A 20,832-nucleotide genomic window follows, 5' to 3' on the forward strand; every position below is an offset into this window, starting at 1 on the left:
GCGGCGTGCCGGGCTCAGGAGCGGATCTTGGCCAGCAGCGCCTGTATATCCGCCCTTCTGCCTTCGTCGGCCACTTCGCGGCCCGGTCGGGGGGGCGCCTTCAGCGCCTTTTCCAGGTACGGGATCGCCTCGGCCTTGCGGTTGCGGTAGACCAGATAATCGGCATAGAAGTAATTCGGATCGATGCCATCCGGGTTCACCGACAATGCTTGCTGCAGCAGGGCCTCGGCCTTTTTGTTGTCGCCGAAACCGATGGGCCAGCCTGGCACCTTGTAGTACAGGACGCCCAGACTATTCAGGGCGGAACCGTCCAGCGCCTTGCTGTTGATCTGTATCGCCGCCTCATAGTCGGCCTTGGCCTGCTTGGCCAGGTCCAGGGCCCCCAGGCCGCCCTTGGCGCCGGCCCAGGAGCTCATGATGATGCCTTCCCAGATCAGCGGCTCGGCCCGGCCGCTGTAGCGCGCGGTCAGCGCGTGAGCTTGCCGGGACAGGGCTTCGAAGCGGCTCGCGCGCTGATCCTCCGGCGTTTTGTACTGGATCACCGCCCACTCGGTCTGCAGGGCATGGATGCCCTGATCCAGGTCCGCGGGTTCGGCCCGGGCGGGCGCTCCCAGCGTCAGGGTCGCGCCCATCAGCAGCGTCGCGGTCCATCCGGCCAACCGCGCGGCGCGGGAAAAAAATCGAATCATGAAGAAGCTCCAGGGGGAAAGGCGGAAGGCTTCAGGGCGCGCCTGTGCTTGGAAAACGCCCCGTCCATCCATTTCGGAAAAAGTCCGTTCAAGCGCACGGCCAGCGCTTCGACCGTGCCGGCGAAGCGCTGCGGCGACTCGTCGCGCAGCATGCGCACCAGGTCGCGCGCCACCGCGTCCGGCGTATCGCTGCGCGAGCCCGTCGCCCGGTTGAAGGCCAGCACCTCGGGTGCATTGAAGGACGTCGCGATGGCGCGCGGGGCGTAGTACTGCACGCGCACGCGCGTATCGGCGAGTTCCCGGCGCAGCGACTCGGTGTAGATGCGCAATGCCGCCTTGCTGGCGCCGTAGGCGGAAAACCCGGGCACGCCCAGGCTGCCGAGCGTCGAGCCGATATTGATGATCTGCGCCCGCTTGCAGGCCAGCAGATGCGGCAGCACGCCCGCGGTCAGCAGCATGGGCGCGAGGATATTGGTCTCGACCACGCGGCGGGCTTGCTCGGGCTGCAGGTCCTGGGCACGGCCGAAGGCGGGCACGGCGGCATTGTTGATCAGCACATTGGCCTCGCGAGCCGCGGCCGCATCGATCACGGCGGCGCGGCCGTGGTCGGTCGTGATGTCCACCACCAGCGCATCGACACGCCAGCGGTCGAAGGAACCGGTGGCCAGCGCGTGCGCCAAGGCAAGCAGCGGCTCGGCCGTACGGCCGACCAGCAACACGCGCGCGCCTTCGTCCAGCAGGCGGCGCGCGATCGCGCTGCCCAGTCCGCCGGCGGCGCCGGTCAATACCACGGATGCTTCCGTCGGCTTCATTGCGCGGCCTCCCCGGCCTGGACACGCGGCAGGCCGCGGAAGATGCCGCCGTAAAGCCGGTAGAACATGTGCGCGGCATGCAGCACGGCCACCTGGTCGCGGGTATCGTCCAGCCGGTCCATCAAGTCGGCGAAGTGGCGCGTATGCTCCTGGTCCAGCGTGCCATGCGAACGCAGATAGCTGAAGGCGGTCGCCGGCAGACCCAGCGTCTGCTGGATGCGGTCGGCGGCATTCAGGGCCAGCGCCACGCTGGTGCCTTCCAGCACATGCACCATGCCGAAGAATCCCGCCGGGTTGCCGCGTGCGATGGTGTCGTACGCGTAGGCCACCATGATCTCGGTATCCGGGCCGGGGCCCGCGCGCCGCACTGCGTCGGCATCCTGGCCCAGCGCGCGCAAGTCGTTCAGTATCCACTCGTCGTGGCCGGTCTCCTCCTCGATGTATTCGTCCAGGGCGCCATCCATCCACGCCAGGCGATCGGGGAGTCGCGCGCGGCAGGCTTGCATCAAGGGCACCGTATGGCGCACGTGGTGATAGGCCTCGCGCAGAAAGGCGACGTAGGAAGGCAGCGCGACCTGGCCGCGCAGACAGTCCTGGATGATGGGAGTCTGCACCAGGGATGCCCGGCTTGCTTGGGTCTCGGCGAGCAGTGTTTCAAAGAAGGACATGATGGTTCAGGGCAAATTGGAAAGATGCGTTGTCAGGAAAATGTCGCCATGCCGGGCGGCGATCGCGTCGCGCCGCGGACGCCCGTTGGGCGTCGCCATACCGGCCGCCGCGGTGAATTCGGCGCGGGCGCGCACCCAGACACCGATGCGGGCGTAATCGGGCAGCAATTGGTTGGCGCGCTCGACGCCCGCCTGGATGGCCTCCTCTCCGGCGCCCGGCAGCGGCCAGATGACGGCGCCCAGCGCTGCCTGCCCTTCTCCCAGCACCACGGCATGGGCGATACCCGCCTGGCTGGCCAGATGCAGCTCCACCCATTCCGGCGACACGTTGCGGCCGAATCCGGTGATCAGGACATTCTTCTTGCGGCCGCTGACGTGCAGGAAACCGTCGGCGTCGATATGGCCCAGGTCGCCGGTCGGCATCCATTCGCCCGACCAGGGCGCGTGGCCAAGATAGCCCAGGGCATGCGTGCCGGCGACCTCGATCTCGCCATCGGCCGCCACGCGCAAACGAGCGTGCGGCAGCGGCCGTCCGGCGGAGCCGGCGCGATCGGCGCCGGGCAGATTCAGCGTCTGTACCGAGCAGGCTTCCGACAGGCCATAGCCTTCGTAAGCCGGCAGGCCCACCGCGCGCGCCTGCGCCAGCAATTCGGCGCCGACCGCCGCCCCGCCCACCGCCATGAAGCGCAGGCTGGGCGGTGCCGTCCCCTGAGTCGCCCGCAGCCATCCGGCGTAGGCACGCAGCATCTGCGGCAGCACGATCACGCTCTGCGCGCCAGTCGTGCGCAACGCGCGGTCGAAGCCGCCCGGATCGAAGCCCGAGGATCCCTTCATGCCGACCTCGCCCAACGGGCGCACGGCGATGGCCGCGCCTTGCAGCAGGGGCGCATACACGCCGGCAATGTTTTCCAGCAGGATCGGCAGCGGTAGCGCTGTGAGATGGCAGCGTATCCCGAGGAAATCCGTGGCGCGCGCAAGGCTGGCCGCCACGCCGAGCATGTCGCGCGCGGCCAGGCAGACGCCCTTGGGCGTGCCCGTGGATCCCGACGTGAACGTAATCTTGGCGGTGCCGGCATGCAGCGCGGCCCGCGGAACATCGCGCCGGTACACGTCGAGCGCCGGTGACAAGGAGCGGGCCTCGCCCATCATCAGGCCGTCCAGGGCGCCGCGCATGGCGGCGCCGGCCACTACGGTTCCCACGCCGGCGGCCGCCAGGGTGGGGACGATCTGTTCGGGCGTGAAAAACAGCGGCAGCGGCAGATGCACGACGCCGGCCTTCATGCAGGCCAGGTCATGCACGATCCATTCCGCGCCGTTGTCCATCAGCGACGCCACCGCGCCGGCGCCGGTCGCGCCCAGTGCGTCGGCAAGCGCCGCGACGCGGCGGTTCAGCGCGGCATAGCTGACCGGACCGTCCGGCGTTTCCAGCGCGGTCATCGACGCACGCCCCGGTTCGCGCAATAGCGCCAGGAAGTCCTGCGCGTTCATGCGGACTGCTCCCCGAATCGCTGCAATATGGTGCGCAGGTGGCCGGAGAACACCTCCGGACCGTGCGCGTAGTAGTCGCCCCAGTCCTGGCGCTCCCGTTCATCCAGGCTGGCCGCGCTGGCCACGGCAAGCGAACGATGCGCCAGGCCCATCCTGGCGAACAGATGGTGCAGTTCGGCCGTCAGCGTGCAGACGGCCCACTCATATCCCTGGCGATGCAGGTGCGCCACCAGCAAAGGCACCAGCAGTCGGCCCGCCCCGGGACGCATGGCGGCAAAATGCCCGACCTCGACGATGCTTTCCCTTCTTACCGGCACGCCGTCCTCGCGGATGTAGCGTTCAACCGGAGCGGTCAGATAGCGTTCCAGGAACAAGGGCTGGCTGGCGGGACGGTAACCGGCCGCGGCCACGATCTCGCCATCGGCCTGCACGCTGACCAGCGTCGGCAGCCACTCCTTGAGATTCGCGCCGTACCGCTGCCGGTAGCGCTGGGCGATATACGATTCGACACGGTGCCGCACCGGATCGTGCGGCTGATGTATCTGCAGCAGGGGCTGCTGTCCGCCGCCCCCGGGCGACCACGGAATCGAGGAGGACGGCCCCCTGCGCTGCGACATCAAGAATTCCAGGCAATGCATGTTCGGTTTCCAATGCGATGCGGCGCAGCATAGGACCGCAACATTAATCGGAAATTAACGGCCGCCGGGGTGCTAAGCTGGCGCGCATTGCGGCGGAAGGAACGTGAATGAGAATCCTCATCATCGAAGACGATCCACTCCTCGGTGACGGCGTAAAACAGGGCCTGCGGCTGCTGGGCTATGCGGTCGATTGGTTCACCAGCGGCAAGGACGCGGATCACGCCATGCAGGTCGTCAAGTACGACGCGGTGGTGCTCGATCTGGGGCTGCCCGGCGAAGACGGCATGGCCCTGCTGACGCGCTGGCGCCGCGCCGGACACACGCTGCCCATCATCGTGCTGACGGCGCGCGACGCCGTCGAAAGCCGCATCAAGGGGCTGGATGCGGGCGCCGACGATTACCTGCTCAAGCCGATCGCGCTGGACGAACTGGCGGCGCGCCTGCGCGCGGTGACCCGGCGCGGCGCCGGCAAGCCCGAGCCCGTATGGCGGCATGGCGACCTGGAATACCACCCCGCTTCGCATGAGGTGTACTGGCAGGGCCGCCGCGTGGATCTGTCCTCGCGCGAGGCCCTGCTCCTGGAGTTGTTCCTGACCCATCCGAACCGCGTGCTGACCCGCGAATTCATCCGCGAAAAGCTCTACGACTGGGATGCCGATGTCGAGAGCAACGCGCTGGACGTCTACGTGCATCACGTACGCAAGAAGATCCATCCCAAGATCATCCGCACCTTGCGCGGGTCGGGATATGCGCTGGGACAGGTGGAAGTCCAGCCATGACGCTGCAGCAAAGACTGATCGTCGCCGTCCTGCTGGCCGCGCCGCTGGCCTGGGTATTGACCATCGCCGGCACCTACTGGCGCGCCGAACATGAGATCAACGAGCTCTACGACACCGACATGCTGCGATTGGCGGAGCAAACGCTCGCGGTGTCGCGGCTGTTGCCTCCGGGCGAGACGGTTCCGCCCGCCCCCTTGCAGCAGACGCTGCCCGCCGACCTTGGCGATGCCGGGCTGCGCGATTGGGCCGTGGCGCTATGGCGCGGCCCCGGCGAACCGTTGGCGCTGGATCCGGAAGCCAGGCAGTTCGACCGTAACGGCACCCTGGAAGGCTTCTTCGAAACCCGCATCGACGACACGCCCTGGCGGCTGTTCTACCTGAACGACGCGGCCTCCGGCACGCGCGTGGCCGTCGGCCAGCGCATCGGTGAACGGGATGACCTGATCGTCGCCTACCTGGCCAGCCAGGCCGTGCCGTGGCTGCTGAGCCTGCCGGTGCTCATCGGCCTGCTGGTCTTCGCCGTGCGGCGAGCGATGCGACCGGTGCGCGAACTGTCCGCCCGCCTGGAGCGGCGCGACCCCGACGACGATACGCCGCTGCCCATGGAGGGCACGCCCGCGGAACTGCGCCTTCTGGTGCAGGCCATGAACGGCCTGTTGACGCGCGTGTCGACGCTCATCGACCAGGAACGGCGCCTGACGGCCGACGCCGCGCATGAGTTGCGCACGCCGCTGGCCGCGCTGCGCGCGCAATGGGACGTGGCGCAACGGACGGACGATCCGGCCCAGCGGCGCGAAGTCCAGGCCAGCGTCACGCGGGGCCTGGAACGGCTGGACCGGCTGGTGGCGCAGCTGCTGACCATGGCGCGGCTGGACAGCAGCAGGCACGTGGGCTTCGGCGAAGCGATCGCCTGGCGCTGCGTGGCGGAACAGGCGGTCGGCGATTGCCTGTGGATCGCCAATCGACGTGACATCGACATCGAGGTGGAGTGGCCGGCCGACGGCCAGGCCCCGCTGCCCATTGCCGGCGATTCCGATGCGCTGGTCATCATGCTGCGCAATATCCTGGACAATGCGGTGCGCTACAGCCCGCGGCACTCACGGGTACGCCTGACCTTTACGCCATCCCGCATCCTGGTCGACGACCAGGGGCCCGGCATACCGCCCGACCTGCTGCCGCGGATCGGCAACCGTTTCCTGCGCGCGGCCGGCAACGAAGAATCCGGCAGCGGCCTGGGCGTCTCGATCGCCCGCCGCATCGCCCAGAACCACGGCTTGGCGCTGCGTTTCGAGATGCGCGGGGCCGACAGTGATCTGGGCGCGGGACTGCGGCTGACTATATTGCGCGGGGTCTGACACGCGGCTCCGCCACACCGGATTAGTCTTTGTGGATGGCCCGCCGGCATGCCGCGCGGGAGGCGCCGGCCGTGCTGCGCAATGCTTGACCAATATCAACGCGAGCCGGCCGCCACGGGGCGAGTATGAAAACACGGCTTCCATCGAAGCCTGACATTCATCCACCCCTGGAGCACACCATGAGCCGACTCACCCGCTACAGCCCATTCAGCACCGAACCGCTCGCCGACGCATTCGAAGGCTTTCTGCGCCCGATACGCGGCATGGTGGAAGACGGTCCCCGCATGGACCTGGATATCACCGAAAGCGACAACGAGTATGTCCTCCAGGCCGAAATCCCCGGCGTGGAGAAAGAAGACATCCAGGTGGATATCAACGGCAATGAAGTCCGCATCTCGGCCAAGAAATCGTCGCAGAAAGAAGTGAAGGACGGTGAACGCGTCGTGCGCAGCGAGCGTTACTGGGGCCAGATGCAGCGCGCCGTCGCGCTGGCCAGCAACGTCGACGAAAGCAAGGCGACCGCGGTCTACGACAAGGGCGTACTGAAGCTGACGCTGCCCAAAAAGGCCGGCGATGCCTCGCGTCGCCTGACGATATCCTGATGCGCCCCGGCGCGCCTAAGTGGGAGGGATAAGCATGGAACAGGACCGAAAAGCCAGTGACGACGAGCTGCGCCAGCACGTGATCGATGCGCTGGCGGTCGACCCCGCGGTGGATACCGCGCACGTCGGCGTCAGCGCGCGCGACGGCATCGTCATGCTATCGGGCTACGTCGAGAGCTACGCCGAAAAATTCGACATCGAGCGCATCGTGCGCAAGGTGCGCGGCGTACGCGGCATCGCCCAGGAAGTCAACGTGCGCCATACGTCCGGAAAGCAGCTGGAAGACGACCAGATCGCGCAACGCGCGCTGTCCATCATCAAGTGGAGCGTGGGCATCCCCGCCGAGGATATCCAGGTCACGGTCCAGCATGGCTGGGTCACCTTGAACGGCCAGGTTCCATGGCACTTCCAGCGCATGGCGGCGGAGACGGCGGTGCGCAAATTATCCGGCGTCACGGGCATCACCAACCAGATCGAGCTGCAGCGGCGCATACGCCCGGACAACGTGCAGCATGTCATAGAAACCGCGCTGCGCCGCAACGCGGAAGTCGAAGCGGCCGGCATACACGTCACCATCCATGGCGACACGGCGGTGCTGGAAGGACACGTGTCGACCTGGCACGAAAAGTCCGCGGCCGAACGCGCATGCTGGTCCGTGCCGGGCATACAAGGCGTGGAGAACAAACTGTCGATACGGGCCCAGACCGCTGTTTGAGCCGCACGATCCGCGGCCGGCGGCCTCGCCGGCCCAACCCATGAATAGCGAGAACAACCATGCTGAAACGCATCGCCCTACACGTCGAAAAAGATCAGGCCTGCGCCGGCCGCACCCTTACCGCACTGGCGCTGGCGCAGCGCTTCGAGGCCGAACTGCTGGCCATCTACGTCAACTACACCTGGGCCCATTATCCCTACGGTGAGAGCGTCATCCCCAGCGCCGCCTATGAAGTCATGCTGCAGCAGCTCGCGCAGGAGCATGACAAATGCCACATGGAATTCGAGCGGTGCGTTGCCGATACCGGCATCGCGACGCAGTGGCGCAATCCGGGCGGACGTCCCGATGAAACGCTGCCGCTGCACGCGCGCTGCGCCGACCTGCTGGTCTTGAGCCAGGCGCACGAGCGCGACACGGACTCCATCGTCGATCCCTACATGGTCGAGAACGTCATCATGAACGCGGGCCGTCCGGTGCTGGTCGTTCCTTATGCCGGCGAATACACCCGCATCGGCAGCCGCATACTGGTGTGCTGGGATGGCGGCCGCGAAGCCGCGCGCGCGCTGGCGGACGCGGCGCCTTTCCTGGCGAGCGCGGAAGAAGTCCTGGTCCTCACGCTGGACGCCGACTCCGATGCGATGCGGTCGCGCGAGACGGTTCCTGGCGACCTCCAGGCCTGGTTCCGCGCCCAAGGCTACGGCGATCCCCGGATGCTGACGCGCGAAACGGCCGAACTGGGCCATGGCAACGCCATCCTGAACGCGGCGTCCGACCACAGCTGCGACCTGATCGTCATGGGACTCTACGGACACAGCCGGATGCGCGAATGGGTGCTGGGCGGAGCCTCCCGTGACATGCTGAACGCCATGACCGTCCCGGTGCTGTTCTCGCATTGAACACCGGCCGCGCCCGCGCCGCGGACAGGACACGCGCGGCTGGCGCCCCGTCCGCGCAGCCGGCGCCGCCGGGCGCGACGCCGCCCGGCGGCGGCCCGATAAGCGGCGGAGCCGGCGTTATCGCACCGGGGCGGGCTCCGCCCCCACCTCCTTGCGCACCTTGGCGACCTGATCCGCGCTGACGGCGGGGGCCTGGTTGCCCCAGCTATTGCGCACGAAGGTCACGACCGCCGCGACTTCGCCGTCGGTCAGGCGATAGTCGAAGCCCGGCATCGCGTACGCCGTGGGCGCCGACCGGGTACCCGGCATCTGCGCGCCCTTGAGCACCAGATGAATCAGCGAGGCGGGATCCTGGCTCAAGACCGTCGAGCTCTGCGCCAGCTGCGGGAAGGTCTCCGCGTAACCCTTGCCGCTGCTGCGGTGGCAGGCCGCGCAGTTGTTCAGGAAGGTGATGGCGCCGTCGCTCTTGTCGCCGCCCGTGCGCAAGGCCTGGGCCGTCGCATCGTTGTAGGCGAGCTTGGGCGCCCCCTCCTTATCGGCGGGCTTCAGCGTCTTCAGGTAGGCCGCGATGGCGTTCAGGTCGGCGTCGCTCATGTATTGCGTACTGTCCTGCACCACCTGCGCCATGCCGCCGAAGGCGGCGGAATGCGCGTTGCGCCCGCTCTTCAGGAACGCGACGATGTCTTCCCTGCTCCAGCCGCCCAGTCCGCTATTGACGTCGCCGCGCAGGTTCTTCGCCAGCCAGCCTTCCACGACGGCGCCGGACAGGAACTCGGGACCGCCGGCATCGGTGGACGCCTTTTCCTGCAGCGCGAAGCCGCGCGGCGTATGGCAGGCGCTGCAGTGGCCCAGGCCCTCGACCAGATAGCGCCCGCGCAGCACCTCGGCGTCGCCGGCGGCCGCCGCTGGTTCGCCGGCGCCGGGGGCCGGCCCGGCGGCGACGTCCGGCGCGAACAGCGCCCGCCAGATGCCCAGGGGCCAGCGCATCGATAGCGGCCACGGAATATCCGCGTCCTTGTTCCGCTGGCTGACCGGCGCCACGCCGTGCATGAAGTACGCGTACAGCGCCTTGACGTCGTCGGGCCGGATATGCGCGTACGAGGTATAGGGCATGGCCGGGTACAGGTTGCCGGTGCCCTTGCCCACGCCATGGCGCAAGGCGCGGTCGAAGTCCTCGTAGCTGTACCTGCCGATGCCGGTGTCCTTGTCCGGCGTGATGTTGCTGGAGTACACCGTGCCTATCGGTGTCTCGAAACCCAGGCCGCCGGCGTAGGGTTTGCCGCCCGGCGCGGTGTGGCAGGCCACGCAGTCGGCCGCGCGCGACAGGTACTCGCCTTGCTTGATCATTTGCGCATCGGCATTGCCGGCCGCGGGCGCCTGCGCCCACGCATGGGTAGCCGCCAGCGTGAAGGCGGCGGCGATGAGATGTGGCTTCATCATGTTGACGCCTCCTTATGCCTGCACCAGCGGGCCGGGATTCTTCAGATACTGCTCGCGGATATGATGCGCGGCCCAGTAGGCCAGCCCGCCGACCAGTCCCGTCGGGTTGTATCCCATGTTCTGCGGGAACAGGCAGGCGCCCATCACGAAGACGTTGGAAACGTCCCAGCTCTGTAGATACCGGTTGACGACGCTTTCCTTGGGATTCGTTCCCATGATGGCGCCGCCGGTGTTGTGCGTGCTCTGGTAGACGCGGGTGTCGTAGTGCGAACCCTTTTTGCGCACGGCGATGAAGTGCTTTTCCGGATTCATGGCCTTGGCGACTTCGTCCATGCGCGTGCCCAGGTGCCCGATCATGTCGAACTCGTTGTCGTGCCAGTCGAAGGTCATGCGCAACAGCGGTTGGCCGAATGCATCCTTATAGGTCGGGTCGAGCGACAGATATGCGTCGCGATAGGACATCACCGATCCCGAGATGCCGATGCTCATATAGCGCTGATAGGTATCCTGCACCGCCGCCTTCCAGCCGCTGCCCCAGCGCGGCGCGCCCGGCATGGTGGGCGTTTGCGCGATGGGCCGGCCGCCATAGCGGATGTGCCGGATCGACGCGCCGCCGATGAAGCCCAGCGGCCCGTGATCGAACTGGTCGCCATTCAGGTCGTCCATCGCTACCCCGCCCGCGCCCGTGCCGACGAAGGGATTGAGCTGCGTGCCCTTGGGCAGCAGCACATTGACCGCGCCGTTCATCTGGTAGGCGTAGTTCTTGCCCACCGTGCCTTCGTTGGTGACGGGATCGTAGGGCTTGCCGATGCCGGAAAGCAGCAGCAGGCGCACGTTGTGCATCTGGTACGCGGTCAGGATCACCAGATCGGCGGGCTGTTCGACCTCCCGCCCCTGCGCGTCGACGTAGGTGACACCCGTCGCCTTCTTGCCCGAGGAATCCAGATTGACCTTGAGCACGTGCGAATGCGTGCGCAGCTCGAAATTCGGCTTTTTCAGCAGGACCGGCAGGATGGTGGTCTGCGGCGACGCCTTGGCGTACATATAGCAGCCGTAGTTCTCGCAGAAGCCGCAGAAATTACAGGGTCCCAGGCGCACGCCGTAGGGATTGGTGTACGGCTGCGATGCGTTGGCGGCCGGCGCCGGATAGGGATGGAAGCCGACCTCGCGCGCGGCTTTCTCGAACAGCTGCGCGCCCAGGGTGTTGGGCAGCGGCGGCACCGGATATTCCTTGCTGCGCGCGCCTTCCAGCGGATTGCCGCCGGGGACGATCTTGCCCTGCAGATTGCCCGCCTTGCCCGACGTGCCGCACACATATTCAAACTGCGTGAAGTACGGTTCCAGTTCCTCGTAGGTCACCCCGAAATCCTGGATGGTCATGTTCTCCGGGATGAACTTCTTGCCGTAGCGTTCCTCGTAGCGCGTGCGCAGCTGCAGTTCCTCGGGCAGCACCCGGTAGTGCATGCCGTTCCAATGGAAGCCCGCGCCGCCCACGCCGTTGCCCAGCAGGAAGGACCCGTTTTGCCGGTAAGGCACCGCAAGGTCGTTCACGCCGTGGCGTATGGTCACGGTTTCCTTGGCCAGTTCCTGGTAAAGCTTGCCGCGTATCGAGTACGCCAGTTCGTCGATAACTTTCGGATACTGCGCATCGGTCGGCGTATCCCGCATGGGGCCGCGCTCCAGCGCCACGACATTCAGGCCCGCCTCCGTCAGCTCCTGTCCCATGATCGCGCCGGTCCAGCCGAATCCGACCAGCACCACGTCGACTTTATCTCGCTTGATCGCCATCGTTCAGCCCTTTTCTCCGGAAATGGACACAGGCCCGTACGGGTACTTGACGTTGGGCTGGTCGGTCCAGTCCGCGAAATCCGCCCGGGCGCCCGGGAAGCCCACCATCTTCCACCCCGCCATCTGCTTGTTTCCGCCGTAAATGGGATCGGCGAAATAGCCTTCCTTCGTGTTGGAAAGCAGGAAGTTGAAGAAGGTGCGCGACGGCACGTTGTCGAAAGCGATCTTGCCCGTGTCGAGATCCTTGAGGATCTGCTCCTGCAGCGGCTTGTCCAGCTCGGCATAGACCTTGCCATGCTGCTGTTTGCACCATGCATCGCACGCGGCGATACCGTGGCGGTAGACATCGCGCGGCGTCTGGTTGATCTGGTAGCCCAGCTCCGGCACCACGTCAGGATGAAACGGGCCCTGCATGTACCACAGCTGGCCGTGGCCCCAGGGCGTTTCCATCTGCCGGTCGATGAATTCCGGCACCCCCGCCTGGATGGCGCCGGCGCCGTACTGGTCGGCCGGGATCAGGTGATCCACCGCGGCAGTGACGAACTTCCATTCCGCTTCGGTGAAGTAGGTCGGGGTGTAGGGCTTGGGGGGATTCGCGCCTGCCGCCGCGGTGGTCTGCGCCGGCTGGCCGGTACAGCCGGTTTGGCTTACCGCGGCGCCCGCGGCCAGGGTCGAGGCGGGCACGATGGCCAACACCTGCTGCAGGAAACGCCTGCGCGGTTCTCGCTCTTGGGTCATAAAGCTTCTCCGTGGAAACCGGCGGCGAAACAGCCTCTATGACCATCCTTCGGACTGTGCTTCGCCGGAGCCGGATCCGGCACTTATATCAGATACCGCCTTACAAGGTCTTAACGCGCACCGTCCGGCGCGGCCGTTGACCTGCGTCAAGCCGGGTTCGCGCCGCCCGGCATACGCTGCGTCCCATGCGCCCTTATTCCATTTTCTCCATGCCCGCGGGTTTGCCGTCCGCGGCCCGCCGTGCCCGCCGCCATGCGCTGCTGCGCCTGGGCCTGGCATGGCTGGTCATGATGCAGGTGATGATGCTGGCCTGGCCCGCCTACGTGCGGCACGACGGCCTGGCGCCCGGCAATCTGGCGACGCTGGACTGGGCGATCGGCCTGATGAACTGGACCAGCCTGGTGCTGACCCTGCCGGTACTGGTCTATTCCGCCTGGCCGCTGTGGCGCGGCGCCGCCTTGCGGCTGTGGCAGGGCCGCGTCGGGATGGATCTGCCGGTCGCCATCGGCATGGCCGCCGCCTTCCTGCCCAGCGTCCACGCCACCATCGCGGGCGCGGGCGATGTGTACTTCGATTCGGTGACGATGTTCGTGGCGTTTCTGCTGACCGCGCGCTATCTGGCGCTGTGCGCCAGGCAATCCCGCCATGCCGGCCGCCAGGATCGCCTGCGGCGCCTGCGCTCCCTGCTGACGCTGTACGCGGACCGCCGCGCCGCTCTTTTCTGCACCTTGCAGCTGGGGGCGACCTTCGTCACGGGCGTGGTCTGGATCTGGGTCGATGCCGAACGCTTCCTGCCGGTTACCGTCGCCATGCTGGTGATCAGTTGCCCCTGCGCGATGTCGATGTCCGTGCCGTCCGTGATGGCCAGCGCGGACGCCGTCCTGGGCGCCCTGCCGGACGCCGGCGACGCGGACATCCGGACCATCCAGGCGCTGGCCACGCGCAAGGCCATGCAGAACCTCTACGGCAGCGCGGCCTTTCATCTGCTGATGATGCCGCTGGCGGCCTTCGGCTGGGTTACCCCCTGGCTGGCGGCGATCACCATGCTGGCGTCGTCGCTGGCCGTGGCCGGGAATGCCTGGGGCCTGCGCCGGCAATGGGCGGCGCCCGAACCGGGACGCCACGAGGCGTATGTGAAGGCGCCATGAGCATCCTGCTGTTGCTGCTGCCCCTGTCGCTGCTCTTCGTGGGCGCGATCGGCGGCTTTCTGGCATGGGCCGTGTTGACCGGCCAATACGACGATACGGACGCCACCGCGGGCAAACTGCCAGATGGGGAATGACACGGCCGGTTAGGCGCGGCCGGCTAGGCGCGGCCGGCCAGGCGCGGCCGGCTAGTCACGGCCGGCCAGGCGCGGCCACCCCGACACGGCCGCGCCGGGTTGCTTTCCCGCAACAACCGCACCCCCACCCAACGAGGCGACTTCGTCCGACGATTCTCCCTTGATCGATGTCAAGCGGCGCCCCGCCCCGCCGCACCATCATGGCGCTTACACAAACCATGGGGGAGAATCCATGAGGGACAGTCCAGCGGCGACAGCCGAAACATTCAATTATGGCGTCGTGCGGCGTTTCGCCCTGATGACCATCGTCTGGGGCATCGTCGGCATGGCGGTCGGCGTGGTCATCGCCGCGCAACTGATCTGGCCATCCCTGAACTTCGACACCGCCTGGCTCAGCTACGGCCGCCTGCGCCCGCTGCACACCAACGCCGTGATCTTCGCCTTCGGCGGCTGCGGCCTGTTCGCCACTTCCTACTATGTCGTGCAACGCACCTGTCAGGCGCGGCTGTTCTGCGGCTGGCTGGCGGAGTTCACCTTCTGGGGCTGGCAGGCCGTGATCGTGGCCGCCGCCATCACCCTGCCCATGGGCCTGACCAGCAGCAAGGAATACGCCGAACTCGAATGGCCCATCGACATCCTGATCACCCTGGTGTGGGTCGCCTACGCCATCGTGTTCTTCGGCACCATCGTCAAGCGCCGCATCCGCCACATCTACGTGGCGAACTGGTTCTTCGGCGCCTACATCCTGACCATCGCCATCCTGCACATCGTCAACAACGTCGAACTGCCGGTGACGCTGTGGAAGTCCTATTCCGCCTACGCCGGCGTGCAGGACGCCATGGTGCAGTGGTGGTACGGCCATAACGCGGTGGGCTTTTTCCTGACCACCAGCTTCCTGGGCATGATGTATTACTTCGTGCCCAAGCAGGCCGGCCGTCCCATCTACTCCTACCGCCTGTCCATCGTCCACTTCTGGGCGCTGGCCTTCACCTATATGTGGGCCGGCCCGCATCACCTGCTGTACACCTCGCTGCCGGACTGGACGCAGTCGCTGGGCATGACCTTCTCGCTGATCCTGCTGGCGCCATCGTGGGGCGGCATGATCAACGGCATCATGACCCTGCAGGGCGCCTGGCACAAGCTGCGCACCGATCCCATCCTGAAGTTCCTGGTGACCGCCCTGTCCTTCTACGGCATGGCCACCTTCGAAGGGTCGATGATGTCGATACGCAGCGTGAACGCGCTGTCGCATTACACCGACTGGACCATCGGCCACGTGCATTCCGGCGCGCTGGGCTGGGTGGCCATGATTACCTTCGGCTCGCTCTACTACCTGATTCCCCGCCTGTACGGCAGGGAGCGCATGTACAGCGTGCGCGCCATCGAGCTGCACTTCTGGATCGCCACCCTGGGCGTGGTCCTGTACATCGCCGCGATGTGGACCGCCGGCGTGCAGCAGGGCCTGATGTGGCGCGCCACCGCGCCGGACGGCACGCTGGTCTACAGCTTCGTCGAGGAATTGAAGACCCGGGTGCCCTACTACCTGATCCGGCTGCTGGGCGGGACGCTGTTCCTGGGCGGCGTGCTGGTCATGGCCTGGAATACCTGGATGACGGTGCGCTCGGCCTCCGCGGTCAATCCCGCCATCCCCGACGTCGCGCCCGTGCCCGCCCAGGCGCCGCGCGGCGAGCCGGCCGTCGCCACCACTCCCGCTTGAAAGGCCGACCATGACTACCGGAAAGCAATCCTTCTTCTCGCATCACACGCTGGAGAAGAACATCGGCCTGATGATCATCGCCACCATCGTCGTCGTCTCGATGGCCGGCCTGGTGCAGATCATTCCGCTGTTCTTCCAGCATTCGACCACCGAAGCCGAAGCCGGCGTCGAACCCTACAGCCCCCTGCGCCTGATGGGACGCGACATCTACATCCGCGAAGGCTGCGTCAGCTGCCACTCGCAGCAGGTCCGCATGCTGCAGTCCGAGGTGCAGCGCTACGGTCCCTATTCCACCGCGGGCGAATCGGTGTTCGACCATCCCTTCCTGTGGGGCTCCAAGCGCACCGGACCGGACCTGGCGCGCGTGGGCGAACGTTATTCCGATGCCTGGCACCGGGAGCATCTGCGCGATCCGCGCTCCGTGGTGCCGGAATCGAATATGCCCGCCTACCCGTGGCTGCGCGGCACGCCGCTGGCCGGCCAGAACGTGGCCGCCCGCATGCGCGCCCTGCGCCAGTTGGGCGTGCCCTACACCGACCAGGACATCGCCGATGCGCCCAAGGCGCTGGCAGGCAAAACCGAGGAAGACGCGCTGGTGGCCTATCTGCAGGGGCTGGGCCTGGCCGCGCGCAAGAACATGCCGGCACCCGCGCCGCGCAAGGGGGAATGAATCATGGCCTACCTGACTGGCATCGTCACCGCCATCTCCATGGCGACATTTCTGGGCATCATCGCCTGGGCCTGGTCGCGCGGCCGGCAGCCCGCCAACCAAGCATCCGCATTGATCCCCTTCGCGCTGCCCGAGGAATACAGCGCGCCGCAGGCCGGCAAAGGACGTTCCCATGAGTGACTTCACCACTCCCTTCTGGGGCTACTTCGTCGGCATCGTGGCCATGGTGGGCATCGTCTGGTGCCTGTGGCTGCTGTACACCCAGCGGCGCTGGCTGGGCCGCGCGCCGGCGAACCAGCCCGCCGACACGGGTCACGTGTGGGACGGCGACCTGACGGAGCTGAACAATCCGGTCCCGCGCTGGTGGACCGTGATGTACCTGCTGATGTGCGTGTTCGCCGTCGGCTATCTGGTGGTGTTTCCCGGCCTGGGCCATTACGCCGGCACACTGGGATACACCAGCGCCGACGACGTGCGCAAGCAGCAGGCGGCCCAGGAAACCGCGACGCGTCCGCTGTATGCGCGCTACGAAGCCATGCCGGTGCCGGAAATCGCGCGCGATACCCGCGCGCTGGAAATCGGCCAGCGGCTGTTCCTGAATAACTGCGCGCAATGCCATGGTTCGGACGCCAAGGGCGCCCCGGGGTTTCCCAACCTGACCGATGGCGACTGGCTGTATGGCGGCTCGCCGGAAACCATCCTGCAGACCATCACCAAGGGCCGGCATGGCGTGATGCCCGCCTGGCAAGGCGTGATCGATGCCCGTACCGCGTCGGATATCGCCGACTACGTGCGCTCGCTGTCGGGGCTGGGCGTGGACCGTTCGCGGATCTTCAATGGCAAGGATGCCTACGGGACGTACTGCGTAGCCTGTCACGGCGTGGATGCCAAGGGCAACCAGGCCTTGGGCGCGCCCAACCTGACCGACGATGTCTGGCTGTACGGCAGTTCGCAGCGCACCATCGAGGCCACCATCCTGAACGGCCGCGACAGCCGCATGCCGGCGCAGGAAGGCATTCTGACGCCGGCGCAGATCCGCATCCTGACCGCCTGGGTCTGGCGGCAATCCAATTGGAATGCCCCCGAGGGCGGCACGGCGGCGACCGGCAGTGCCGGCGGTCCTGGCGACGCGCGTCCCGGCGGCGCCGCCGCGGCGCCCGGCGCGACCAGCGCCGCCGAACCGCATCCCGGCCCCGCCGCGGCCAGCAGCGGCGCGGGCGACGCGGCCCGGACCCTGGCGTCAGCCCGGCCATGACGGCGGTCGACGCCAAGATCTACGCCCGCGCCGTCACGGGTACCTTCGCGCGCTGGCGCGTGGTCTTCGTGTTCCTGACGCAGGCGCTGTTCTACGGCCTGCCCTGGCTGCAGTGGGACGGCCGGCAGGCGGTGCTGTTCGACTTGGGCGCGCGGCGCTTCTACCTGTTCGGCCTGGTGCTGTGGCCGCAGGACATGGTCTACCTGGCCCTCCTGCTGTTGATCAGCGCCGTGGGCCTGTTCCTGTTCACGGCCCTGGCCGGCCGCCTGTTCTGCGGCTACGCCTGTCCGCAGACGGTGTACTCGGAGATCTTTGCCTGGATAGAACGCAAGGTGGAAGGCGACCGGTCGGCCCGGCAGCGCCTGGACCAGGCCCCCTGGTCGGCGCGCAAGCTGCGGCTGAAGGCGACCAAGCACGCGCTGTGGCTGGCGATCGCCTGGTGGACCGGCAGTACCTTCATCGGCTACTTCGCGCCCATCCGGCAACTCGCGCATGACCTGTTCACCCTGCAGCTGGGGCCGTGGCAGTGGTTCTGGATCGTCTTCTACAGCCTGGCGACCTGGGGCAACGCGGGCTTCCTGCGCGAATCGGTATGCAAGTACATGTGCCCCTACGCGCGCTTCCAGAGCGTCATGGTGGACCGCGATACCCTGGTGGTCGCCTACGACAAGGCCCGCGGCGAACCGCGTGGCGGCCGTTCGCGCCAGGCGGATGCGCGCGGGCTGAGCCTGGGCGATTGCGTGGACTGCAACTGGTGCGTGCAGGTATGCCCCACCGGAATCGATATTCGCAACGGCCTGCAGTACATGTGCATAGGCTGCGGCGCCTGCGTGGACGCCTGCAACGGCGTCATGAAGAAAATGCACTATGCGCCCGGCCTGATCCGCTACGCGTCCGAGCGCGCGATGACGGAGAGCGTGTCCCGCACGGCGGCGATACGGCGCCTGTTGCGCCCGCGTACCGCGGTGTATGGCACGCTGCTCCTGGGTCTGGTGCTGGCAATGGCGGGCGCGCTGTGGCTGCGCCAGCCATTGCGCATGGACGTCATCCGCGATCGCGGCGTGCTGGGCCGGGAGGTGGCCGGCGGCATGGTGGAAAACGTCTACCGCCTGCAATTCATCAACACGTCCAGCCTGCCGCTACAGGTGGCCTTGTCCGCCGATGGGCTGCGGGATGTCGTGGTAAGAGCGCCGGATGGATCGTCCGGCGTCCACGTGGATCCGCTCGACAACAAGGTGATCGCGGCTGTCGCGCGCGCCCCGGGGGCCGGCGCCGAGCCGGGCGCCCATCGCATCGTGATCCATGCCGTCGGCACCGCTCCCGACGGATCGGTGGTGCGGACGGACGAGCCCGCCAGTTTCTTTATTCCGCAATAGCGGACCTGCCTGGATGAACACGATGGAAAACGATAAGACGCCAGCCCCGCCTGCCCGCCCCTGGTATCGGGAGCCATGGCCCTGGATACTCATGGCGGGGCCGGCCATTGCGCTGATCGCCTGCATGCTCACGATCTACCTGGCCACTACCCGTTATGTCGATATACCGATCACGGAAGGCGTAACGCGGCAGGGGCTGGTGGTCACCAAAAGCCGATAACGCACCATCGCCGGCCCCCGCCGCCCGGGCGGGGATCACACCCCGGCCGGTACCGCCACGCTCTCGGTGAAGTCCTTGAAATACTCATCCAGCACTTGACGGGTGAACTTGCCGATCGATGCGTATTCGATCTCCGTCAGGTTGGCCAGCGATACCCGCGCCGAAGTATCCACCACCTCGAAGCCATTGCCCGGCAATAGCACCACGCCCGTTTCCTCGGCCAGGCGGAACAGAAAGCGGATCCCGAGATCGCGCTGCACGAACCACCTTTCGAACGCCGTACCGTAGATCTTTCCGGCCAGCTCCTGCAAATCGATCAGCGTGTAATAGTTCACATCGTTAGGCCCATGGCCGACGTCCACGCCCATGCTGCGGTACAAGGTCTGGTACCGCTTGCGTATCAACTGCTTCGCCGCCGTCTTGTAGCGCCCTTCTCTGTCCATCAGCCCGTTCAGCGCGAACAAGCCCATCTGCAGCTGTTGCGGCACGGACAGTCCGGCGGTGTGATTCAACGCCACCGCCCTGCTGTCCGCCACCAGGCGGTCGATGAAGCGCAAGGTGTCCGGCTCGGTCGTCAGCGAACCGTAGCGGCGAGCCAGCAGCGCTTTTTCGTCGGTCGATAGTGCCGCCAACGCCGCGTCCAGGACATTGTCGTGATGCAGCGCGATCGTTCCCAGGCGCCAGCCGGTGGCCCCGAAAAATTTCGAGAAGGAGTACACGCACAGCGTATTTCGCGGGCACCGTGCAAACACCGACACGAAATCGTCGGCGAAGGTCCCATAGACGTCATCGGTGACGATGATCAGGTCCGGCCGGGCCGTCGATACCAACCGCGCCAGGGCATCCAGTGTCGCGGAGGAAAGCCGCGTCGACGGTGGATTGCTGGGATTCACCAGGCAGAACACCTTGACGGCCGGGTCCAGCAATTTGGCCATCTCGGCGTCCGGCAACTGCCAATCGTCATGACCGTCCATACGCACGTCGACCACGTCCAGGTCGTATTCGGCCAGCGCGGGAATCTCCAGATAAGGTGAAAAAATCGGCGTGGCCAGTGCGATCTTGTCGCCGGGACGGATCAACCTGTTCACCGCCAGGCTCTGAAAAATATAGGTCATCGCCGCCGTCCCGCCTTCCGTGGCGAACAGCGAGAAATCGCCATTGGACGGAACGGCGCCGAACATCTCCTGTACCAGGTAGGCTTTGACGATTTCCTCCATATGGGTCAGCATCCGCGGCGGCGTCGGATAATTGCAGCCCAGGAACGCGGCCACCATTTCGAACAGGAACGCATCCCGGTCCAGCCCCAGTTGGTCCTTCACGTAGGCGATCGCCTTGCGCAGGAAGTTGACGCCTTCGCTGCCGGGCCGATGCATGGCATAGGCCTCGAAGCGCTGCACGATACCGCGGGCTTCCGGCAGTCCGCCGAAGCCGCTGTCCAGGTAGGCGTAGGATCGTCCCGCTTCCTGCATCGCAAACTCTCCCACGCTAAGGAAGGCGTGGCGCGGCAGCATCGCCAGGAAGTTCGGGTTGCCACGGCCGGCATTCAGCATCAGCCGTTCGGCGTCCGACGACGCGGCGGCGGCCAGTTGATCCTTGAGTTCGAAAGGACTCAAGGCCGACAGTTTGGCGATATCAAGATCAAGCATGATGTTCATCCGTTGAAAAGTTGGGGCGCCGCGCGCGGCGGCGCGATCGATGCCGCCG

21 protein-coding genes and 1 pseudogene are annotated in these 20,832 nt (G+C 66.6%); 13 read left to right on the top strand and 9 right to left on the bottom strand.

The features are described 5' to 3' along the window. Nucleotides 1-14: 14 nt before the first annotated feature. From ACNA0R_RS18895 to ACNA0R_RS18915, 5 genes are read right to left on the bottom strand one after another with little or no spacing between them, the layout of a single operon-like run. Nucleotides 15-689, bottom strand: a complete 675-nt coding sequence (locus ACNA0R_RS18895) for a tetratricopeptide repeat protein (RefSeq protein WP_415827589.1) — start codon at nt 687-689, stop codon at nt 15-17. Continuing rightward, nucleotides 686-1,501, bottom strand: a complete 816-nt coding sequence (locus ACNA0R_RS18900; RefSeq protein WP_415827590.1) for an SDR family oxidoreductase — start codon at nt 1,499-1,501, stop codon at nt 686-688. Before ACNA0R_RS18900 ends, ACNA0R_RS18895 begins: the two co-directional genes overlap by 4 nt. Continuing rightward, complete coding sequence (locus ACNA0R_RS18905) at nt 1,498-2,169, bottom strand: TenA family transcriptional regulator (RefSeq protein WP_415827591.1); 672 nt, start codon at nt 2,167-2,169, stop codon at nt 1,498-1,500. Before ACNA0R_RS18905 ends, ACNA0R_RS18900 begins: the two co-directional genes overlap by 4 nt. A gap of 6 nt (nt 2,170-2,175) precedes the next feature. Beyond that, on the bottom strand, nt 2,176-3,657 hold the full coding sequence (locus ACNA0R_RS18910; protein ID WP_415827592.1) for an AMP-binding protein: 1,482 nt from the start codon (nt 3,655-3,657) through the stop codon (nt 2,176-2,178). Continuing rightward, on the bottom strand, nt 3,654-4,295 hold the full coding sequence (locus ACNA0R_RS18915) for a thermostable hemolysin (RefSeq protein ID WP_415827593.1): 642 nt from the start codon (nt 4,293-4,295) through the stop codon (nt 3,654-3,656). Before ACNA0R_RS18915 ends, ACNA0R_RS18910 begins: the two co-directional genes overlap by 4 nt. Before the next feature lie 107 nt (nt 4,296-4,402). Here ACNA0R_RS18915 and ACNA0R_RS18920 point away from each other — a divergent pair, with 107 nt between their 5' ends. From ACNA0R_RS18920 to ACNA0R_RS18940, 5 genes are all read left to right on the top strand, one after another. Beyond that, nucleotides 4,403-5,074: a response regulator gene (locus ACNA0R_RS18920; protein ID WP_415827594.1), complete on the top strand. Its 672-nt coding sequence runs from the start codon at nt 4,403-4,405 to the stop codon at nt 5,072-5,074. Further along, nucleotides 5,071-6,429 carry an ATP-binding protein gene (locus ACNA0R_RS18925; protein ID WP_415827595.1) on the top strand — a complete coding sequence of 453 codons (1,359 nt, stop codon included), beginning with the start codon at nt 5,071-5,073 and terminating at the stop codon, nt 6,427-6,429. The genes ACNA0R_RS18920 and ACNA0R_RS18925 overlap by 4 nt, the downstream gene beginning before the upstream one ends. A 179-nt stretch (nt 6,430-6,608) precedes the next feature. Next, nucleotides 6,609-7,031 (top strand): Hsp20/alpha crystallin family protein, encoded by a 423-nt coding sequence (locus tag ACNA0R_RS18930; protein WP_415827596.1) that lies wholly within the window; start codon nt 6,609-6,611, stop codon nt 7,029-7,031. Between the two features lie 34 nt (nt 7,032-7,065). Further along, nucleotides 7,066-7,746, top strand: a complete 681-nt coding sequence (locus tag ACNA0R_RS18935) for a BON domain-containing protein (RefSeq protein ID WP_415827597.1) — start codon at nt 7,066-7,068, stop codon at nt 7,744-7,746. Nucleotides 7,747-7,805: 59 nt separating this feature from the next. Continuing rightward, nucleotides 7,806-8,642: a universal stress protein gene (locus ACNA0R_RS18940; RefSeq protein WP_415827598.1), complete on the top strand. Its 837-nt coding sequence runs from the start codon at nt 7,806-7,808 to the stop codon at nt 8,640-8,642. 117 nt (nt 8,643-8,759) lie between these two features. Here ACNA0R_RS18940 and ACNA0R_RS18945 read toward each other — a convergent pair whose 3' ends face one another. From ACNA0R_RS18945 to ACNA0R_RS18955, 3 genes are read right to left on the bottom strand one after another with little or no spacing between them, the layout of a single operon-like run. Further along, nucleotides 8,760-10,082 carry a c-type cytochrome gene (locus tag ACNA0R_RS18945; protein ID WP_415827599.1) on the bottom strand — a complete coding sequence of 441 codons (1,323 nt, stop codon included), beginning with the start codon at nt 10,080-10,082 and terminating at the stop codon, nt 8,760-8,762. 12 nt (nt 10,083-10,094) lie between these two features. After that, nucleotides 10,095-11,870: a GMC family oxidoreductase gene (locus ACNA0R_RS18950; RefSeq protein ID WP_415827600.1), complete on the bottom strand. Its 1,776-nt coding sequence runs from the start codon at nt 11,868-11,870 to the stop codon at nt 10,095-10,097. Nucleotides 11,871-11,873: 3 nt separating this feature from the next. Continuing rightward, nucleotides 11,874-12,608 carry a gluconate 2-dehydrogenase subunit 3 family protein gene (locus ACNA0R_RS18955; RefSeq protein WP_415827601.1) on the bottom strand — a complete coding sequence of 245 codons (735 nt, stop codon included), beginning with the start codon at nt 12,606-12,608 and terminating at the stop codon, nt 11,874-11,876. Between the two features lie 185 nt (nt 12,609-12,793). Between ACNA0R_RS18955 and ACNA0R_RS18960 the strand changes: the two genes are divergently transcribed. From ACNA0R_RS18960 to ACNA0R_RS18995, 8 genes and pseudogenes are all read left to right on the top strand, one after another. After that, nucleotides 12,794-13,756: a hypothetical protein gene (locus tag ACNA0R_RS18960; protein WP_415827602.1), complete on the top strand. Its 963-nt coding sequence runs from the start codon at nt 12,794-12,796 to the stop codon at nt 13,754-13,756. After that, nucleotides 13,753-13,890, top strand: a complete 138-nt coding sequence (ccoS, locus tag ACNA0R_RS18965; RefSeq protein ID WP_415827603.1) for a cbb3-type cytochrome oxidase assembly protein CcoS — start codon at nt 13,753-13,755, stop codon at nt 13,888-13,890. Before ACNA0R_RS18960 ends, ccoS begins: the two co-directional genes overlap by 4 nt. A gap of 232 nt (nt 13,891-14,122) precedes the next feature. Continuing rightward, nucleotides 14,123-15,607 (top strand): cytochrome-c oxidase, cbb3-type subunit I, encoded by a 1,485-nt coding sequence (ccoN, locus tag ACNA0R_RS18970; protein WP_415827604.1) that lies wholly within the window; start codon nt 14,123-14,125, stop codon nt 15,605-15,607. A 10-nt stretch (nt 15,608-15,617) separates the two neighbouring features. Further along, the gene (gene ccoO, locus ACNA0R_RS18975; protein ID WP_415827605.1) at nt 15,618-16,277 is read left to right on the top strand and encodes a cytochrome-c oxidase, cbb3-type subunit II; all 660 of its coding nucleotides are present in this window, start codon (nt 15,618-15,620) and stop codon (nt 16,275-16,277) included. A 3-nt stretch (nt 16,278-16,280) separates the two neighbouring features. Next, a complete protein-coding gene (locus ACNA0R_RS18980; RefSeq protein WP_415827606.1) occupies nt 16,281-16,457 on the top strand; it encodes a cbb3-type cytochrome oxidase subunit 3 in 177 nt (58 codons plus the stop codon). Continuing rightward, a complete protein-coding gene (gene ccoP / locus ACNA0R_RS18985; RefSeq protein ID WP_415827607.1) occupies nt 16,450-17,532 on the top strand; it encodes a cytochrome-c oxidase, cbb3-type subunit III in 1,083 nt (360 codons plus the stop codon). The genes ACNA0R_RS18980 and ccoP overlap by 8 nt, the downstream gene beginning before the upstream one ends. Next, a pseudogene (gene ccoG, locus ACNA0R_RS18990) lies at nt 17,499-18,908 on the top strand (cytochrome c oxidase accessory protein CcoG); the annotation flags it as partial. The gene ccoP and the pseudogene ccoG, both read left to right, overlap by 34 nt. Before the next feature lie 22 nt (nt 18,909-18,930). After that, nucleotides 18,931-19,128 carry a lipoprotein gene (locus ACNA0R_RS18995; RefSeq protein ID WP_415827608.1) on the top strand — a complete coding sequence of 66 codons (198 nt, stop codon included), beginning with the start codon at nt 18,931-18,933 and terminating at the stop codon, nt 19,126-19,128. 35 nt (nt 19,129-19,163) lie between these two features. Here the strand turns inward: ACNA0R_RS18995 and ACNA0R_RS19000 are convergent, their stop codons facing one another. Continuing rightward, nucleotides 19,164-20,774: a bifunctional aspartate transaminase/aspartate 4-decarboxylase gene (locus tag ACNA0R_RS19000; RefSeq protein ID WP_415827609.1), complete on the bottom strand. Its 1,611-nt coding sequence runs from the start codon at nt 20,772-20,774 to the stop codon at nt 19,164-19,166. Nucleotides 20,775-20,832 lie beyond the last annotated feature (58 nt).

The sequence above is a fragment of the Bordetella sputigena genome (assembly GCF_965137885.1).
In the GTDB taxonomy this organism is placed as follows: domain Bacteria; phylum Pseudomonadota; class Gammaproteobacteria; order Burkholderiales; family Burkholderiaceae_B; genus Bordetella_C; species Bordetella_C sputigena.

Excerpts from the sequence above, each read along its gene's own strand:
- ACNA0R_RS18895 (WP_415827589.1), bottom strand. The coding sequence starts at position 689 with ATGATTCGATTTTTTTCCCGCGCCGCGCGGTTGGCCGGATGGACCGCG.
- ACNA0R_RS18900 (WP_415827590.1), bottom strand. The coding sequence starts at position 1,501 with ATGAAGCCGACGGAAGCATCCGTGGTATTGACCGGCGCCGCCGGCGGA.
- ACNA0R_RS18905 (WP_415827591.1), bottom strand. The coding sequence starts at position 2,169 with ATGTCCTTCTTTGAAACACTGCTCGCCGAGACCCAAGCAAGCCGGGCA.
- ACNA0R_RS18910 (WP_415827592.1), bottom strand. The coding sequence starts at position 3,657 with ATGAACGCGCAGGACTTCCTGGCGCTATTGCGCGAACCGGGGCGTGCG.
- ACNA0R_RS18915 (WP_415827593.1), bottom strand. The coding sequence starts at position 4,295 with ATGCATTGCCTGGAATTCTTGATGTCGCAGCGCAGGGGGCCGTCCTCC.
- ACNA0R_RS18920 (WP_415827594.1), top strand. The coding sequence starts at position 4,403 with ATGAGAATCCTCATCATCGAAGACGATCCACTCCTCGGTGACGGCGTA.
- ACNA0R_RS18925 (WP_415827595.1), top strand. The coding sequence starts at position 5,071 with ATGACGCTGCAGCAAAGACTGATCGTCGCCGTCCTGCTGGCCGCGCCG.
- ACNA0R_RS18930 (WP_415827596.1), top strand. The coding sequence starts at position 6,609 with ATGAGCCGACTCACCCGCTACAGCCCATTCAGCACCGAACCGCTCGCC.
- ACNA0R_RS18935 (WP_415827597.1), top strand. The coding sequence starts at position 7,066 with ATGGAACAGGACCGAAAAGCCAGTGACGACGAGCTGCGCCAGCACGTG.
- ACNA0R_RS18940 (WP_415827598.1), top strand. The coding sequence starts at position 7,806 with ATGCTGAAACGCATCGCCCTACACGTCGAAAAAGATCAGGCCTGCGCC.
- ACNA0R_RS18945 (WP_415827599.1), bottom strand. The coding sequence starts at position 10,082 with ATGATGAAGCCACATCTCATCGCCGCCGCCTTCACGCTGGCGGCTACC.
- ACNA0R_RS18950 (WP_415827600.1), bottom strand. The coding sequence starts at position 11,870 with ATGGCGATCAAGCGAGATAAAGTCGACGTGGTGCTGGTCGGATTCGGC.
- ACNA0R_RS18955 (WP_415827601.1), bottom strand. The coding sequence starts at position 12,608 with ATGACCCAAGAGCGAGAACCGCGCAGGCGTTTCCTGCAGCAGGTGTTG.
- ACNA0R_RS18960 (WP_415827602.1), top strand. The coding sequence starts at position 12,794 with ATGCGCCCTTATTCCATTTTCTCCATGCCCGCGGGTTTGCCGTCCGCG.
- ccoS (WP_415827603.1), top strand. The coding sequence starts at position 13,753 with ATGAGCATCCTGCTGTTGCTGCTGCCCCTGTCGCTGCTCTTCGTGGGC.
- ccoN (WP_415827604.1), top strand. The coding sequence starts at position 14,123 with ATGAGGGACAGTCCAGCGGCGACAGCCGAAACATTCAATTATGGCGTC.
- ccoO (WP_415827605.1), top strand. The coding sequence starts at position 15,618 with ATGACTACCGGAAAGCAATCCTTCTTCTCGCATCACACGCTGGAGAAG.
- ACNA0R_RS18980 (WP_415827606.1), top strand. The coding sequence starts at position 16,281 with ATGGCCTACCTGACTGGCATCGTCACCGCCATCTCCATGGCGACATTT.
- ccoP (WP_415827607.1), top strand. The coding sequence starts at position 16,450 with ATGAGTGACTTCACCACTCCCTTCTGGGGCTACTTCGTCGGCATCGTG.
- ACNA0R_RS18995 (WP_415827608.1), top strand. The coding sequence starts at position 18,931 with ATGGAAAACGATAAGACGCCAGCCCCGCCTGCCCGCCCCTGGTATCGG.
- ACNA0R_RS19000 (WP_415827609.1), bottom strand. The coding sequence starts at position 20,774 with ATGCTTGATCTTGATATCGCCAAACTGTCGGCCTTGAGTCCTTTCGAA.